This window comes from Brevundimonas sp., from assembly GCF_035626975.1.
Classification (GTDB): domain Bacteria; phylum Pseudomonadota; class Alphaproteobacteria; order Caulobacterales; family Caulobacteraceae; genus Brevundimonas.
In genome coordinates, this window is record NZ_DASPMQ010000041.1 from 1 (window position 1) to 16,706 (window position 16,706).

Annotated in this window: 14 protein-coding genes; 8 read left to right on the forward strand and 6 right to left on the reverse strand. The window is 69.9% G+C overall.

All coding sequences use genetic code 11. The annotated features are described in order from the left end of the window. Positions 1-300 precede the first annotated feature (300 nt). Both VEB62_RS11185 and VEB62_RS11190 read left to right on the forward strand, forming a co-directional pair. Positions 301-2,115 carry an aminopeptidase P family protein gene (locus VEB62_RS11185; RefSeq protein WP_324799417.1) on the forward strand — a complete coding sequence of 605 codons (1,815 nt, stop codon included), beginning with the start codon at positions 301-303 and terminating at the stop codon, positions 2,113-2,115. A 72-nt stretch (positions 2,116-2,187) separates the two neighbouring features. Beyond that, complete coding sequence (locus tag VEB62_RS11190) at positions 2,188-3,177, forward strand: aldo/keto reductase (protein WP_324799420.1); 990 nt, start codon at positions 2,188-2,190, stop codon at positions 3,175-3,177. A 3-nt stretch (positions 3,178-3,180) separates the two neighbouring features. Here the strand turns inward: VEB62_RS11190 and VEB62_RS11195 are convergent, their stop codons facing one another. Both VEB62_RS11195 and ligA read right to left on the reverse strand, forming a co-directional pair. Beyond that, positions 3,181-3,603, reverse strand: a complete 423-nt coding sequence (locus VEB62_RS11195) for a DUF2147 domain-containing protein (protein WP_324799422.1) — start codon at positions 3,601-3,603, stop codon at positions 3,181-3,183. A gap of 18 nt (positions 3,604-3,621) precedes the next feature. Next, positions 3,622-5,961, reverse strand: a complete 2,340-nt coding sequence (ligA, locus tag VEB62_RS11200) for an NAD-dependent DNA ligase LigA (protein WP_324799425.1) — start codon at positions 5,959-5,961, stop codon at positions 3,622-3,624. Positions 5,962-6,118: 157 nt separating this feature from the next. Between ligA and VEB62_RS11205 the strand changes: the two genes are divergently transcribed. Both VEB62_RS11205 and VEB62_RS11210 read left to right on the forward strand, forming a co-directional pair. Then, the gene (locus tag VEB62_RS11205; protein WP_324799428.1) at positions 6,119-7,078 is read left to right on the forward strand and encodes a M28 family peptidase; all 960 of its coding nucleotides are present in this window, start codon (positions 6,119-6,121) and stop codon (positions 7,076-7,078) included. Between the two features lie 49 nt (positions 7,079-7,127). After that, positions 7,128-7,679, forward strand: a complete 552-nt coding sequence (locus tag VEB62_RS11210; protein ID WP_324799430.1) for a hypothetical protein — start codon at positions 7,128-7,130, stop codon at positions 7,677-7,679. 7 nt (positions 7,680-7,686) lie between these two features. On the opposite strand, the gene VEB62_RS11215 is transcribed toward VEB62_RS11210, so the two are convergent. The 3 genes from VEB62_RS11215 to VEB62_RS11225 all read right to left on the reverse strand — a co-directional run bounded on the left by VEB62_RS11215 (position 7,687) and on the right by VEB62_RS11225 (position 12,387). After that, positions 7,687-9,195, reverse strand: a complete 1,509-nt coding sequence (locus tag VEB62_RS11215) for a Ppx/GppA phosphatase family protein (protein WP_324799433.1) — start codon at positions 9,193-9,195, stop codon at positions 7,687-7,689. Beyond that, positions 9,195-11,417, reverse strand: coding sequence for an RNA degradosome polyphosphate kinase (locus VEB62_RS11220; protein ID WP_324799435.1), 2,223 nt, complete (start codon positions 11,415-11,417; stop codon positions 9,195-9,197). The genes VEB62_RS11215 and VEB62_RS11220 overlap by 1 nt, the downstream gene beginning before the upstream one ends. Before the next feature lie 106 nt (positions 11,418-11,523). Beyond that, positions 11,524-12,387, reverse strand: coding sequence for an RcnB family protein (locus tag VEB62_RS11225; protein WP_324799437.1), 864 nt, complete (start codon positions 12,385-12,387; stop codon positions 11,524-11,526). A gap of 480 nt (positions 12,388-12,867) precedes the next feature. Here VEB62_RS11225 and VEB62_RS11230 point away from each other — a divergent pair, with 480 nt between their 5' ends. Both VEB62_RS11230 and VEB62_RS11235 read left to right on the forward strand, forming a co-directional pair. Beyond that, on the forward strand, positions 12,868-13,170 hold the full coding sequence (locus VEB62_RS11230; protein WP_324799440.1) for a sel1 repeat family protein: 303 nt from the start codon (positions 12,868-12,870) through the stop codon (positions 13,168-13,170). 81 nt (positions 13,171-13,251) lie between these two features. After that, positions 13,252-13,512, forward strand: coding sequence for a PilZ domain-containing protein (locus tag VEB62_RS11235; protein ID WP_324799442.1), 261 nt, complete (start codon positions 13,252-13,254; stop codon positions 13,510-13,512). Between the two features lie 30 nt (positions 13,513-13,542). Here the strand turns inward: VEB62_RS11235 and VEB62_RS11240 are convergent, their stop codons facing one another. Beyond that, on the reverse strand, positions 13,543-14,301 hold the full coding sequence (locus VEB62_RS11240; RefSeq protein WP_324799444.1) for a polysaccharide biosynthesis/export family protein: 759 nt from the start codon (positions 14,299-14,301) through the stop codon (positions 13,543-13,545). 123 nt (positions 14,302-14,424) lie between these two features. Here VEB62_RS11240 and VEB62_RS11245 point away from each other — a divergent pair, with 123 nt between their 5' ends. Next, complete coding sequence (locus tag VEB62_RS11245; RefSeq protein WP_324799447.1) at positions 14,425-15,867, forward strand: GumC family protein; 1,443 nt, start codon at positions 14,425-14,427, stop codon at positions 15,865-15,867. A gap of 60 nt (positions 15,868-15,927) precedes the next feature. Next, positions 15,928-16,629, forward strand: a complete 702-nt coding sequence (locus VEB62_RS11250) for a P-loop NTPase family protein (protein ID WP_324799450.1) — start codon at positions 15,928-15,930, stop codon at positions 16,627-16,629. Positions 16,630-16,706: the final 77 nt, after the last annotated feature.

A 16,706-nucleotide genomic window follows, 5' to 3' on the forward strand; every position in this document is an offset into this window, starting at 1 on the left:
GTGACCGCTGTTCGCCCACGGGCAGGACAAGTCCGTCCCACGGCCGGTCCGCAAGGACGACGGGCCGGCGAGTCGAGGAGGTCCGAGAAGGGCCGGCAATCGACGGGCGGGTGGAAAACGGCCACGCGGGGCGGCCTGTCTTGTCGAAACGGTAAAACACATTCAGCACCGGGCGAGGCCCGGCCGCCCCGCACCCTCCCCAACTTGCGTCGGTCCGCCGCCGGAGGACGCGAACCGCTGTCCACCGCCCGGCGCGCGAGGGCACTCCCCAACCGCTTCGGCGAAGGCTATCTAACCCCGATGCGCCAGTCCTTCGATGAAACCACCGACCCGTCCTTCGGGGCCAGACACCTGCCGCGCGTTCGCGCGAAGATGGCCGAGCAGGGCCTCGACGGCCTGCTGGTCCCGCACGAGGACGAGCACCAGAACGAATACCTGCCGGAGGCCAACGACCGGCTGGCGTGGCTGACCGGCTTCACCGGCTCGGCCGGCGCGGGCGTGGTGCTCAGGGACCGCGCCGCGGTGTTCGCCGACGGCCGCTACACGGTGCAGGTCCGGGCCCAGGTCGACCCGGCGCAATTCGAGATTCTCGGCCTCGAGGGCGACGGCGTCGCCCGCTACCTCGAGGGCGCGCCCAGGGGGGCGGTGATCGGCTACGACCCGCGCCTGCACAGCCCGGACGCCCTGGCGACGCTGAAGCGGGCGGCCGCGAAGGCCGGCGCCGGGCTCAGGCCGGTCGAGCCCAATCCGCTCGATCTCGCCTGGGCCGACGAGCGGCCGGAGCAGCCGGCCGCGCCGGTCGTGCCGCACGAGGACCGCTACACCGGCGAAACCGGCGTCTCGAAGCGCGCCCGCATCGGCGACGCCATCGCGAAGGCGGGCGCCGCGGCCGCCGTCCTGACCGCGCCGGCCTCGATCGCCTGGCTGTTCAACATCCGCGGCGGCGACGTGATCCGCACGCCCCTGCCGCTGGCGCAGGCGATCGTGAAGGCGGACGGGACGGCCAGCCTGTTCATGGACCCGCGCAAGGTCACCAATGCGCTGCCCGGCTGGCTCGGCGACGCCGTGACGCTCGAGGCGCCCGAGGCGCTGCCCGGCGTGCTGGACAGCCTGTCCGGCCAGCCGGTGCTGATCGATCCGGGCCAGTCCCCGGCCTGGTATTTCGACCGGCTGGAGGCCGCCGGCGCGACGATCGTGCGCGGCATGGACCCCTGCACCCTGCCGCGCGCCTGCAAGAATCCGGTCGAGATCGAAGGCTCGCGGCAGGCCCACATCCGCGACGGCGCCGCCCTGACGCGGTTCCTGCACTGGGTCGACACCGTGGCCCAGCAAACCCTGCCGACCGAGCGCGAGATCGCCGAAAAGCTGGAGGGCTTCCGCGAGGCCACCGGCGCGCTCAAGGACCTGTCGTTCGACACCATCGCCGGGGCCGGTCCGAACGGCGCCCTGCCGCATTACAAGCCGGTCGGCGACAAGATCCGCCGCATCGAGAAGGGCAGCCTGCTGCTCGTCGACGGCGGCGGCCAGTATCTGGACGGCACCACCGACGTGACCCGGACCATGGCCGTCGGCGAGCCGACCGCGGACCAGCGCCGCATGTTCACCCTCGTGCTCAAGGGCCATATCGCCATGGCCGTGGTCCGCTTCCCGGCCGGGACGACCGGGCACCAGCTCGACGCCCTCGCGCGCCTGCCGATGTGGATGGCGGGCCTCGATTACGACCACGGCACCGGTCATGGCGTCGGCAGCTACCTCGGCGTCCACGAGGGGCCGCAGCGCATCGCCAAGGCGGTGAATACGCAGCCGCTGCTGACCGGGATGATCGTGTCCAACGAGCCCGGCTACTACCGCGAAGGCCACTGGGGCATCCGCATCGAGACCCTGCAGGTGGTGACGCCGCCCGAGCCGATCCCCGGCGGCGAGCGGCCGATGCACGGCTTCGAACAGCTGACCCTGGCCCCGCTCGACCGCCGCCTGATCGACGTCGCCCTTCTGACAGAGGCCGAGCGCGCCTACGTCGACGCCTATCACGCGGAGACGCTGGCCAAGGTCGGGCCGCTGCTCGACGGGGACGTGCTGGACTGGCTGAAGGCCCAGGCCGCCCCCTTGAAATAAGGCCGGACGGCGCCCAACTCCTGTAAGCCGGCGGATGCGTCGCCGGCTTCCCACATTTCAGGAGACGCGCTGATGAAGACGCGCAGGCTGGGCCGTTCGGGCCCTGAGGTTTCGGCCATCGGCCTCGGCTGCATGGGCATGGCGGCCTTCTACGGACAGGCCTCGGACGAGGCGCAGGCGACGGCGGTGATCCACCGCGCGCTCGACCTCGGCGTCACCTTCCTCGACACCGCCGAGATGTACGGCCCGCACACCAACGAGATCCAGGTCGGCAAGGCGCTGGCCGGACGGCGGGACCAGGCCTTCATCGCCACGAAATTCGGCATCGGCTACAACGCCGACCGCAGCGCCCTGACCGTCGACGGCTCGCCCGCCAATGTGCGCCGCGCCATCGAGGGCAGCCTGAAACGGCTGAACGTCAACCACGTCGATCTCTACTACCTGCACCGCGTCGACCCGAACACGCCGATCGAGGAGACGGTCGGGGCGATGGCCGAACTGGTCACCGAGGGCAAGGTGCGCTTCCTCGGCCTGTCGGAAGCGGCGCCCGAGACGCTGCGCCGGGGCCACGCCACCCATCCGATCACCGCCCTGCAGACCGAATATTCGCTGTGGAGCCGCGAGCCGGAGGACGAACTGCTGGCCGTTTGCGACGAGCTCGGCATCGGCTTCGTGCCTTACAGCCCGCTCGGCCGGGGCTTCCTGTCGGGCGAGATCCGGTCGGTCGACGACCTCGCCCCCGACGACTTCCGCCGCTCGAACCCGCGCTTCCAGGGCGAGAATTTCCAGAAGAACCTCGACCTCGTCTCGGCCGTGACGGAGATCGCCGCCGACAAGGGCGTGACGGCCGCGCAACTGGCGCTGGCCTGGGTGCTGGCCCAGGGGGAGCACCTCGTGCCCATTCCCGGCACCCGGCGCATCCGGACGCTGGAGGAAAACGCCGCGGCCGTCGACCTGGAGCTGACGCCGGAGGACCTCGCCCGTATCGACGCGGTCTTCCCCAAGGGCGCGGCCGCCGGCCATCGCTACGCCGAGGCGGCGCGGGCGGCCCTCAACCGCTGAGGCTCAGCGCACCCGGGTCCAGGTCTGGGTGCGGCACAGCGGGGCGACGACGCAGCCGCGCAGGCGCAGCGTGTTGTCGCCCTGCAGGGTGATCGTGCCGCGATAGGTGCGGCCGTCGGCGGGATTGTAGACGGTCCCGCCGCGCCACTCCGTCGGCCCCCCGGTGAAGCCGTTCAGCAGGGGCAGGTTGCGCAGGGGCCGGCTGCGCAGCGCGCGGTCCGAGTTGTTCTCGTCGGTCGCCGCCGGCTGTTCGCGGATGCGCTCCGAGGTGACCAGCACGCCGCACAGCACCTGACCGCAGCGGCTGATGCGCACCTGCCCGTCGTTGGTCTGCGTCCGCCACAGGCCGACCGGATCGCTCGCGAAGGCGGGGCCGGCGAGGGCGCAGGCGAAGGCGGCCAGGGTTGCGAGGAATGCGGGACGCATCGGTTGCTCCATCAGAAATCAGCCGCCGATCAGGGCCAGCCATTCGTCCTCGGTCAAAATCACAACCCCGTGCTTCTGCGCCTCCGCCAGTTTCGACCCGGCCCCGGGGCCGGCGACGAGATAGTCGGTCTTCTTCGACACCGAGCCCGACACCTTGGCTCCCAGGCTCTCCGCCCGGGCCTTGGCCTCGTCGCGGGTGAACCGCTCCAGCGCGCCGGTGAAGACCACGGTCTTGCCGGCCACGGGGGTGTCGGACTTCGGCTTCTCGGCGTCCTCGATCCGGTCCAGTTCGGCCACGAGGGCGTCGACCATGGCCCGGTTGTGGGTCTCGCGGAAGAACAGGGCCAGCGCCCGGGCCGCCACCGGGCCGACGCCGGAGACGCCGGCGATCTGGCCGAGGCCCTCGGACGGCCCCTCGTTGCGGGCCACCTCCGCCAGCCGGACCAGCCCGGGCCAATCGTCGGCCAGGGTGGCCAGCCCGCGGCGGGCGGGGGCGGCGAGGCCGGGGAAGGCGAGGGCGATCTTCTGGTCGATCGGCACCTCGGGCCACGGGTCGTCGGCGGGCGGCGTCGCCTCGGCCAGCGTTGCGACCACGCGCGGCGACACGGCGTGCGTCTCGCTCAGCCGCACCCAGTCGTCACCGGGCAGGCCCTCCGCCGCGGCGAGGCAGGCGGCCTCGAACGCCGGCCAGGTCTCGAAGGCCCGGGCCAGCACGATCGAGGTCTGTTCGCCGATGTCGCGCACCCCGAGGCCGTAGATGAAGCGGTCGAGCGCGATGGTGCGGCGGGCGTCGATGCCGGCGACCAGATTGCGCACGCTGGTCTCGCCGTACCCGTCCTCGGCGCGCAGGGCGTCCAGCTTCCCGTCGTCGCGGGCGAGACGGAAGATATCGGCCGGCTCGCTGATCCAGCCGCGCTCATGGAAGGCGATCAGCTGCTTCTCGCCCAGCCCCTCGATGTCGAAGGCCCGGCGGCTGACGAAATGCTTCAGATGCTCGATGCGCTGGAACGGGCAGGCCAGTTCGCCGGTGCAGCGCCGCACCACCGACTCGACCCCCGAGGCGTTGGTCTCCTTCACCAGCGCCGTCTTCAGCGGGCAGATGCAGATGTGCGGGAACTCATACGGTTCGCCGCGGCCCGGGCGGTCAGGGTCGACCACGCCGAGGATCTGCGGAATGACGTCGCCGGCGCGTTGCAGGGTGACCATGTCGCCGATGCGAACGTCGAGACGGGCGATCTCGTCCGCGTTGTGCAGGGTGGCGTTGCGGACCACGACGCCGCCGACGGTCACCGGGTGCAGCCGCGCCACCGGAGTGTGCGAGCCGGTGCGGCCGACCTGGATGTCGATGCCCTCCAGCACGGTCTGGGCCTGCTGGGCCGGGAATTTGTGGGCGATGGCCCAGCGAGGCGTGCGGGCGACGAAGCCGAGTCGGTCCTGCCAGTCCAGCCGATCGACCTTGTAGACGACGCCGTCGATGTCATAGCCGAGCGTGGCCCGGTCGGTCTGCAGGCCGTCGTAGAGCGCCATCAGCCCCGCCGCGTCCTCGACCCGCCGCGAACGGTCGTTGACCGGGAAACCCCACGAGCGCAGCGCCTGCAGCGCCTCCCACTGGGTTTCCGCGAACCGCGACGAGACCTCGCCCCAGGCGTAGGCGAAGAAGCGCAGGGGCCGTCTGGCGGTGACCGAGGCGTCCTTCTGGCGCAGCGAGCCGGCGGCGAAATTGCGCGGGTTGGCGTAGGTGCGGGTTCCGGCCGCCTCGGCCGCGGCGTTGAAGGCGTCGAAGGCGTCGTTGGGGGCGTAGACCTCGCCGCGCACCTCAATCACCTCGGGCCAGCCGGAGCCGGACAGCTGATCGGGAATGTCGTCGAGGGTGCGCAGATTGGCGGTGACGTCCTCGCCGGTGCGGCCATCGCCGCGGGTCGCGCCGCGCACCAGCACGCCGTTCTCATAGCGCAGGCTGGCCGACAGGCCGTCGATCTTGGGCTCGGCGACGAAGGCGACGTGCTCGCCGGCGGCCAGTTTCAGGAACCGGCGGATTCGGGCCTCGAAGTCGGCGACCTCGCCGGCGTCGAAGGCGTTGTCCAGCGACAGCATCGGCACGCCGTGGCGCACCGGCGCGAACTGGGTCGAGATCGCCGCCCCGACCACCTGCGACGGGGAATCGGCCATGGTCAGTTCGGGAAAGCGGCTCTCGATCTCGAGCGCGCGGCGCTTCAGGGCGTCATAGTCGGCGTCGCTGATCTCCGGCGCGTCGTGGCCGTGATAGAGGGCGTCGTGATGCGCCAGTTCGGCGGTCAGCCGGGTGAACTCCTCCCGGGCCTGCTCTTCGGTCAACTGATCGACGGCGGTGTCGGCCATGGGAATCGCGTTCGCTCCATCTCTTCGACCGACTTCTAGCATCCGGGGCGAACGCCGCGAGGGCGCGGTCCGTTTCCTGTCCCTCCGGCATGACAGGACGTTAATCTGACGCCGCCAGCTTCGCCTGCTAGCGTCTCGGGGTCTTGAGGGAATCTCCATGCGCCACCCCCGCTTCGCCGCCCTGTCTCCGCTCGCCGCCGCCCTGCTGCTCAGCGCCTGTGCGACCCCCGGGGCGCCGATCGCCCCGACCGCGCCGCCGCCGTCGGCGATGCAGGCCCAGCTGCTGGAGGATGTCCGCATCCTCGCCGCCGACGATATGCAGGGTCGCGATACGGGCGCGCCGGGCGGCGCCATGGCCCGCGCCTACATCGTGGGTCGCCTGGAGGCGCTGGGCGTCGCCGCGCCGGCGATGGGGCGCGAACAGCCGTGGGAGATGACCGGCCGCACCCGCGAAGGGCCGAAGACCTTCAACGGCGTCAATATCATCGGCGTCATTCCGGGCCGGCGCGTGGCAGACCGCTACATCGTCGTGACCGCCCACTACGACCACGTCGGCGTCTCGGACGGTCAGGTCTACAACGGAGCCGACGACAACGCGTCGGGCGTGGCGACCATGCTGGCCCTGGCCGCCGACCTGAAGCGGCAGGCGCCGGACCACAGCGTGCTGATCGTGGCCCTCGACGGCGAGGAGCGCGGCCTGCTGGGCGCGAAGCATTTCGTCGAGGCCCCGCCGGTGCCGCTCGAGTCGATCACCATGAACCTGAATTTCGACATGACCGCCCGCGCCGAGACCGACGGCAAGCTGTGGGTCACCGGGACGTATCAGCACCCGAACTTCCGCCCCATCCTCGAACCGATTCCGGCCAACGGCGCGGTGTCGCTGGCCTTCGGAAAGGACACGCCGCAGGACACCGGCGAGGACAACTGGGTGAATGCGTCGGACCACGCCGCCTTTCACCGGGCCCAGGTGCCGTTCCTGTATCTGGGCGTGAACTATCACCCCGACTATCACCGTCCGTCCGATGATTTCGAGAAGATCACCCCGTCGGTGTTCATCAGCGCGACGGAGTTGTCGATCGCCAGCTTCCGGGCGCTGGACGGGGCGCTGGACCGCTAGGGGTCGACAGGCGCGACGGGGCATGGTCCGGTCGCGCCCGGAGGGTTTCATGCACATCAGATTGTTCGTCGGCGCCGCGATTCTGACGACGCTCGCCGTCACGTCCTGCGACCGCCTGTCCACGCCGGCTGAGGCGCCGGAGGCGGCCGCCTTCAGCCACGCCACGACCGCCGACGTCTCGGGCTACTACATGCCCGTCGAGCCGGTCCGGATCGGCAAGTGGAGCCTGGACCACGTATTTGTCGGCCAGGCGTCGGAATTCGAGAGCTGGGAAGGCGGTTCACGCGGCGAGACCTTCGGTCCGGTCATGATCCAGCTCAACGACGCCAGCAGCCCGATGGTCGCGACCGAGCTCGGCGAGGCGCACAGCGTGACGGCCCGTGTCCTGCCGACCCGATACGCCGTCACCGATACGGAGGTGACGTTCGAAGGCCGGTCCCCCGAGCTCGGGCGGGTGGCATTCGAGGGCCAGCTGGATCAGGGGGCCCTGGCTACGTCGAAGCGCAACCTGGGTGGCGACGGAGTCGTGCTGACCGGAACCCTCAGGGCCGGCGGCCAGACCGTGCGGAATGTTCGTCTGACGTGGTGGATGGGCGACTGATCGACCTTCAGGCGCCGTTGCGGATATCCAGCTTCAGCGCGAGGGACTCCGCCAGGGCCTTGCCGCGCCGCCGGGTCTGCTCGCCCAGCAGTACGTCGGCGTAGCCGTCGGAGGCGGTCAGGACCAGCACGCCGTCGGTGATCGCGACATGGGCGTTGGCCAGCAGCTGCGGCGCGCGGCCGGAGAGGTCGCAGGCCAGCCGGATCGCCAGCCCCAGCGCGCGGGCCGCGCTGCGCTGTTCCTCGGTCAGCAGACGGGCCAGGGTCTCCGGTTCCGGCGTGCTCGCCGCGCCCCCGTAGCGGGCGTTGACGGCCGTCGCGAGGAAGGCGCGTTCGGCGTGGGTCTGACCCGGGATCGGCGCGCGCAGAACCTGGTCGAAGGCCAGTTCGACCCGGTGGTCCGGGTGCAGGCGGGCGCCGAGATCGGCCAGCCGGCAGGCGGCGTCGGCCAGGGTCAGGTCCCGTTCCCGGCCGAACGCCTCCGGCAGGGCGGCGACGATAGGCTGGATCCAGCCGAACAGGGCCCCCGGCAGACCCGGCGAGATGCCCTGTCGCGCGCCGAGGGCGGTGCAGCCGGCCAGCAGCGGGTCGGCGGCCACGGTCTCTTCGTCCAGCGCCTCGTAGAGCAGACCCTCGCGCACGCCCCAGGCGGACACCACGATCCGCTTGAGGCCGAGCCGCTCGATCAGCCCCTCCAGCACCAGGGCCGCGTGGGGCAGGGTCTCGGCCCGCTTCTTCGACAGGCCCTTCCAGCTTTCCAGCGAGGCGCGCGAGGAGCGGGCGATCAGGCGGGCGATGTCGCGGGCTTCGCCGGCCTCCATGACGTATTGGTGGACGATGTGAAGCGGGTAACGGGCGTGGCCCATGTGGACCTGCGCCAGGGTGCGCCAGGCGCCGCCCACGGCGTAGAGGGTGTCGGTCTCGTAGTCGCCGGCGGGCCTGAGTCGTTTGGCGATGGTCTCGCGCAACCTGCCGGCGTCGAAGGGCCCGGTGCTGGACAGGGAGAAGGGGCCGAGCGGCAGGGTGACGCCGCGGCCGACGCCGTCGTCGCCGATGCGGACCAATTCCAGGCTGGCTCCGCCCAGATCGGCGGCGACGCCCCGCGCGGTCGGCATGCCGGCGACGACGCCCAGAGCCGCATAGCGCGCTTCCTCTTCGCCAGAGAGCACGCGGATGACCAGGCCCGTCTCGGCCGCCACCCGTTCGCAAAAGGCCAGTCCGTCGGCGGCCTCCCGGACAGCCGCCGTGGCCGCCACGAAGGTCCGGGCCGGCTTGACCCCGTCGATCACCGCCGCGAACCGCTTGAGGGCGGTCATTGCCTGGGCGGCGCCGTCCTCGGAGAGGCGGCCCGTCGAGGCGAGGTCACGACCGAGACCCGCCAGCACCTTCTCGTTGAATACGGTCCAGACGGCGCGCCCTTCCAGTCGGTACAGCACGAGGCGCACCGAGTTGGAGCCGATGTCGACGGCGGCGAATTCGCGGGGCGCGCCGAGCGCGGCGGCCAGTGCCTCCGGCATCAGCGCTTCTTCCGCGACGGCTCGTAGCTGAGGTGGCCGGGCAGGGTCTTCACCTTGCGGCCGCGGCCCGAGAGGCTGGGGTTGGTCATGAAATACTGGTGGGCCGAGAACGGCCGTTCCGGGTCGGCGGGCGCGACGCGGCGGTAGTCGCCATCGGCGTCCAGCACCCAGCTCTGGGCGTCGTCCTTGAGATTGGCGACCATGATCTGGTCCAGCACCTGATCGTGCACGGTGGCGTTCCGCACGGGGGTCATCAGCTCCACGCGGCGATCGAGGTTCCGGGTCATCCAGTCGGCCGACGAGATGAAAAGCTTCGCCTTGTCGTGCGGCAGATCGCGGCCGTTGGCGAAGGCGACGATGCGGCTGTGTTCGAGGAAGCGGCCGATGATCGACTTGACCCGGATGTTCTCCGACAGGCCCGGCACGCCCGGACGCAGGCAGCAGATGCCACGCACCACCAGCTCGATGCGCACGCCCCACTGGCTGGCGCGATACAGGGCGTCGATGACACCGGGATCGACCAGGGAATTGAGCTTGGCCCAGATGGCGGCCGGCTTGCCCTTGGCGGCGGCGGCCATCTCCGCGCCGATCAGGTCGATCAGCGTCGTCTTCATGTTCAGCGGCGAGACGACCAGCGCCTCCAGTTCGTCGGGGGTGGCGTAGCCGGTGATGTAGTTGAACACCCGTGAGGCGTCGCGGGCGAGCACCGGGTCGCAGGTGAACAGGCTCAGGTCGGTGTAAACCCGCGCCGTCACCGGATGATAGTTGCCGGTGCCGAAATGGCAGTAGGTCTTCAGCCCTTCGCCCTCGCGCCGCACCACGACGCTGAGCTTGGCGTGGGTCTTGTACTCGACGAAGCCGAACACGACGTGGACCCCGGCCCGCTCCATGGCCCGGGCCCATTTCAGATTGGCCTCCTCGTCGAAGCGGGCCTTGATCTCGACCAGGGCGGTGACGTTCTTGCCGTTCTCGGCCGCCTCGATCAGGGCGGCCACAATGGGGCTGTCGCGCGAGGTCCGGTACAGGGTCTGCTTGATGGCGATGACGTGTGGATCGCGCGCCGCCTGGCGCAGGAACTGGACCACCACGTCGAAGCTCTCGAACGGGTGGTGGATCAGCATGTCCTTCTCGCGCACCGCCGCGAAGATATCGCCGCCGTTGTCGCGCACCCGCTCGGGGTAGCGCGGCTCGTAGCCGGGGAATTTCAGGTCCGGGTGGCCGGTCGGGATGATGTCCGAGACCTGGGCCAGGCCCAGCATGCCATCGACGAGGACGATGTCCTGCGGCGCGGCGTCCAGCTCGTTGGTGATGAAGGTGCGCAGGTCATCGGGCATCGACGCCTCGATCTTGATCCGGACCACGGACCCGAGCCGCCGCTGCTTCAGCGCCTCCTCGAACTCCATGACCAGGTCCTCGGCCTCCTCCTCGATCTCGATGTCGGAGTCGCGGATCAGGCGGAACACGCCGCGCTCCAGCACGTCGCAGCCGGGGAACAGGTGGTCGATGAAGAGCATCAGCAGGCTCTCCAGCGTCAGGTAGCGCTTGCGGCCCGGTGTCGACCGTCCGTCCGTGGCGAGGGGCCAGAACCGCTTCACCTGGGTCGGCACCGGCACCAGGGCGTAGAGGGTGCGGTTGTCCGAGCGCCGCCGCAGCTTGAGGGCCAGCGAGAAGCCGAGATTGGGCAGGAAGGGGAAGGGGTGGGCCGGATCGATGGCCATCGGGGTCAGGATGGCGAACAGCTGGCTGAGGAATTCAGGCTCGAGCCGTTCGCGCTCGGTGCGGGTGATCTTCGCGGGGTCGACCACCTCGATTCCGGCGGCGGTCAACTCCTTGCGCAGTTTGCGCCAGCGCCGCTGCTGCTCGTCCATCAGCAGGCCGGCGGCGACGCTGACCTGCGCCAGTTGTTCCGCCGGAGTCAGGCCGTCGGCGGACACGACCCGGACGCGCTCGCGCACCTGACCCTTCAGGCCGGCCACGCGGGTCATGAAGAATTCGTCGAGGTTGTTGGCCGAGATCGACAGGAAGCGCAGGCGTTCGAGCAACGGGTGGGCCGGGTTGGCGGCTTCCTCCAGCACCCGTCCGTTGAACTTCAGCCAGGAAATCTCGCGGTTGAAGAACCGGGCGGGGGAGGCGAGCAGGGCCTCGGACAGTTCGAGCTGGGGCGCGCGGGAGGACGGGACCTCCTCGCCCCGGGTGGTGTCGCTGATCGCCGCGTCGCTCATGGATCTGGTTCTGACGCGGCTCGAACGCGCCTGCAACCTTGGTCGTAAACAGGAAAACGCCGGCCGATCGTGTGATCGGCCGGCGTTCCATCCGTAGGCTGACGGCTTACCAGCTCCAGGCGTCGTAGATGACGTCGATGATGTAGCCGTCGTACTCGTCGATCAGATAGATGTGGTTGTCGACCAGCACCCAGCGCGTGCCCTCGGGCGGGAAGCCGAGGCCGTAGGTGCGCCAGTCGTCGAGGCTGTAGCGCCAGAAGATCGACGGCAGGTAGTCGCCGACATGCCAGCGCTGGCCCCAATAGTTGCGGGGAACGTTGTAGTAGCCGTAGCCGGGGGCGAAATAGAAGCCGATGCGGATGCCGCTGTAGCCGCGCCAGCGCCGGTCGTGCCGCCACCAATCCCGGCCATGACGCCGCGTCCAGTCGCGTCGCCAGGCGTCGCCGCTGAAGCGCTGGCGGAACTCCCGGTATTCGCGGCGGTCCTCGCGGCGGTCCTCGCGACGATCACGGCGATCCTCGCGGCGATCCTCGCGCCGGTCCTGGCGGTGGTCGCGGCGGTCTTCGCGGCGTTCCTGCCGGTCCTGCGGCCGATCGGGCCAATTGGGACGGTCCTCGCGGCGCTCCTGTCTGCGGTCCTGCCGGTCGTCGCGACGATCCTCGCGACGTTCCTGCCGATCCTCACGACGATCCTCACGGCGCTCCTGTCGGGGACCGTCGGGGCGTTGGGGCCGGTCAGGCTGAGCAGGGCGGGCGGGGCGGTCCGGCTGGGCCGGACGTGGCGCCGTCGGCGGGGCCGGGGTCTCGGCCCGACGTTCGGCGCGAGCCTCGGCGCGTGCCGCGCGCCGCTGTTCGCGAACCGCCTCGCGATCCTGCGTAGCCGGCGCCTCCTGCGCCAGCACCGCGAGCGGAGCGGCCGCGGGGACGACGAAAGCCGCGATTGCCGCGGCGACCATCAATGAGCGTTTCATTCTCGTTTTCTTCCTGCACGCCCCTGTCCGGCGGCTTGACGACACCGTCGCGCTGGACGGATGAACCGTGGCTGAACGAATGGGGTCGCCCACTGGCCGTTCGACGTGGAAGGACTCAGGGGCAGTCTCTCGAGGGGTTCCCGAACCTGAAGGCATGGATGGCCCGGGTCGGCGAGCGGCGCGGCGTGATCGCCGGTCGGGCCCTCAGCGATGAGTGCGGCGCGATCTGGCGGCTTAGGCAGGGCGGCCGGCAGCGGACCCGACAACGTTTCGGAAGCCATTCGGACACGTCTCGTTAGCGGGTGTGAATGAGGGATTTCGGAAGTATTTCAGAGATCTGAACGAGCGGCGAGTATTCGTAAGGTCTGGACTGAAAAGGCCGGGGATCGCCGCCGCTGTTAACTTTACCTTCAAACCACGGGTATTTGATCGTGTCTCGGAAGGCGGGGCCAGAAAGGCGCCGGTTCGGGAGATACGGTGATGATCGCGCAAGCAACGGCGCCCACGGCCAACGAAGAGCAGGGTCTGCCCCTGCCAACCGCCGACATGAGCGGGGATGACCTGTTCCGTCTGGGCATGATGTATTCGAGCGGCCAGGGCGGTTGCCCGATGGACCGCGTTTCGGCCCACATGATTTTCAACCTTGCGGCCATGAAGGGCTCGATCGAGGCGCGCGTCTATCGCCGGGAGATGAGCCAGGAGATGGAGCAGGACGAGATCGCCGAAGCCCAGAAAGCGGCCCGCCGCTGGATTGATGCGGGCGTCGTGCGGCTCGCCGCCTGAAGCAACACCTGGTCTGTTGCCCGTTAATCCTTCGCCGACGGGAAGGGATTAGACCGTCCGAAGGATACGGATGGCCGACCGATGCGAGGAACTGATAACCGAAGACGGGAAAGGCCGCGCATCGCGGTTACGGCCCAGATCGTCCATGGCCCGATGAAGGAAACCCACGCGGTCGTGGTGAGAAACATGCATGAGGGCGGAGCGAAGGTTCGTCTCACCTCCACGCGTGGCGTGATGCTTTCCGGCCCGGTGATCCTGAAACTGACGACGGAAGAGCGCCACTGCACCGTCGTCTGGCAAGCGGGAGATGAAGTGGGGCTTCGGTTCTCCCAGCAGTCGTGAAACTTCGCCGGCTCGAAAGCGGCCTTCGCCCTAGAAATTCTGGTACTGGCCGCCGATGGCGTAGCTGAAGCCGATCGGCAGGGCGTTGCGGAACAGGGTCACGAAGTTCGCCACCTCGCCCAGGTTGGAGCGCGGCACGAAGATGATGTCGCCGCGCCGCAGAGCCACCACTTCGCCGCGGCGGGGCCGCAGGTCGATCGCCCGCATCATCCGCACGCCGCCGGGACCCCGCCGGATCAGCGCCACCTCGTTCTGACGCGCCGTGGGCAGGAAGCCGCCGGCCTGGATCACAGCCTGATAGGCGTCGATGTCGCCGATCATGTCGTAGACGCCCGGCGTGCGGACCTCGCCGTCAACCCAGACCCGGATCGGTCCGGCGGTCTTCAGCGTCACCTCGACGACGGGCCGGCGCAACTGGCTGGCGTAGGCCGCCGCCGCATCGGCCTCCACCTCGGCGATGGTGCGGTCCGCCGCCATGATCTGTCCGACCAGCGGCAGGGAGATGCGGCCGTCGGGGCCGATTTTCTGCGTGCGGGTCAGTTCGACGGCGGTCGGCGTGGCGATCTCGATCTCGTCACCGGGGTAAAGGACGTACTCCGGCTCCATCTCGGTCCAGTCGGCGAAGCCGATCTCGGGGAAGGAGGACCGCCCGACCTCACGGACCCGTTCGCCCCCCGAAGCCATCGGCCGGGGCATGCGCGACCCGTATTCCCCGCCGCCGCAGCCCGCAACCAGCGCTCCGCCGGCCCCGGCGAGGCCCAGAAGCAGCAGGCGGCGGTCGATGGACATGGCGGATTCATTCCCGGAAACGTCGTTTCAAGCCAGCGTCGCCGCTTATACGTAACCGATGGTTAACGCCGGTAGTCCAAGGCTGATCCACGACACTTCAGTCGATGGAATCAGCCCGCCCGTATGCGTACGACGGCTTACACGACAGTCCGCCCGCGCTACGGCTTCGTCGATGTCGTCGGCCTGCTGTTCCGCGAGCTCCTGCTCATGGTGATCGTCTTCCTGCTGGTGTTCGCCCTCGGGACGGCGGCGGTGCTGACCCTGAAGAAGTCCTACACCGCCACAGCCAGCGTCTACGCCGGTGTCGGACAGGAATACGTCTACCAGCCGCGGGTCGGGACGACGGAGCGGGGCCAGCCGCTTGAGGCCGACGCCGTCGCCCAGTCGGAGGCGCAGATTCTCGGCAGTCTCGCGGTCAAGCAGATGACGGTACGGGCTCTCGGCGCCGACGAGATTCTTGGCCCCGGGGCCAGGGGCACGGCCGCCGAGAAGGAGGCCGCGGCCCTGAAGGCGCTGGACAGCGGCCTCGGCGTCGGCGTCACCGCCGGCAGCGCCATCATTTCCGCCTCCTATGCGGCCGACGATCCCTTACGCGCCGCGAAGATACTCAATGCGGTCATCGACCAGTATCTGGTGCAGCGCCGCGCCGTGTTCCGGGACCGGACCACGCCGGCGATCGCCGCCCAGCGCGAGGCCTTTGAATCGGACCTGGCCACGGCCGACGAGGCCTACAACGCCTTTATGACGTCCAACGACATCGGCGATTTCGCCACCGCCAAGGCGACGCTGTCGGCGAGTTACCAGACGACTTACGCCGAGGCGCTGTCGCTTCGGGCCCAGTTGAACCAGGCGAGCCGCCGGCTGTCGACGCTGGAGGCGCAACTGGCGCAGCAGCCGGCCGAAGTCGTGCTGCAGCAGGATCTCAACGTGTCGGCCCAGGATCAAATTCTGCAGCTGCGCACGCAGCGCGAGGCTCTGCTGTCGCGCTATACGCCTGACGCCCAGCCGGTGAAGGACATCGACCAGCAGATCGCCGATCTGCAGGCCTATGTCGCCACCGGCACGACGGTGGGCGCCAAGGAGGTCCGCACCGGGCCCAGCGCCATCTTCACCGAGATCGAGACCGCGCGCATCACCGCCGCCGCCGATCGGGATGGACTGGCCGCGCGCCTGGCCGTGGCCGAGGGCCAGCTGGCCCAGCTGCGCTCGCGCCTGGCGGAACTGACGCGGCTGGAATCGACCAACGCCAACCTGGCCGGCAACCGCGAGGTCCTGACGGCCAACATCCGCGAGTTCCAGCAGCGCGAGGTGCAGGCGCGCGCCGACAACGCCCTGGTCGCGGCCGGGGCCGACAACGTCACCGTCATCGAGCGGGCCGAGGCTCCGACGCGGGGCTCGAGCCTCAAGGCGCCGCTGCTGGCCCTTGTGTTCCTGTTCGCCGCCTTCACCGCCCTGTGTGTCGGCCTGCTGAGGGTGTTCACCCGACGCGGCTATGTCACGCCCGCCTCGACCGGCCGGACGCTGGAGATGCCGGTGCTCGCGGTTGCTCCGATGAAGGCGCGATAATGAATGCCCCCACGCCCATCATGGTAGCGTTGGAACCGGTAACGGGCGCGTAGCGATTCGATGGTCGATCTGACATCCGAAATGGCCGCGCTCTGGGCGGCGCTGGGTCCCGCGCCGGGGCACCGCGGACGCGTGATCCAGATCGCCGCGGCCAATTCCGGCGAGGGAGTCTCGACCGTGGCGCGGGAGTACGCCCGGCTCGCGGCCGTTCGCGCCCGCCGGCCGGTCTGGCTGATCGACGCCGACCTTGCCCAGCAGGGCCAGCTCGAGGCGGTGGCGTCCGCGCCCGACCGCTTCGGCGCGCTTGGCAAGGCGGCGATGGCCACCCCCGACGGCTCGATCTTCTTCGCGGTCACGCCCCGGATCGTCGACCGCGCGGGCAAGCCGGTGCATCCGGCGCGGCTGATGACCGCCCGGCCGTGCCTGGGCGGGCGGCTGTGGGTGACGCGGTTCGCGGCCGAACACCTGCGTTCCGGCCAGCGCGCCGAGGCGCTCGCCGATCCCCGATATTGGGACGCCCTGCGCAAACACGCCGACACGGTGGTGATCGACAGCCCGGCCGCCGACCGCAACGCCATGGCCATCACTCTCGCGCCCTTCGTCGACGCCACCGTGCTGGTGGTCGCCGCCGAGAGCACTGCGGCGGGCGATCCGCTGATCCTGCGCGACGAGATCGAGGCGGCGGGGGGCAAGATCGCTGGCGTGGTGGTCAACCGCTCGACCTACAAGCCGCCCGCCTTCCTGAGGCGGCTGACGGGCTAGGGTCAGGAAGTGTCCGATCGTCCGCGAAATTCGTGGGACACTTTCGGACATTTCGGACGACATTCGCCGCCGCTTTC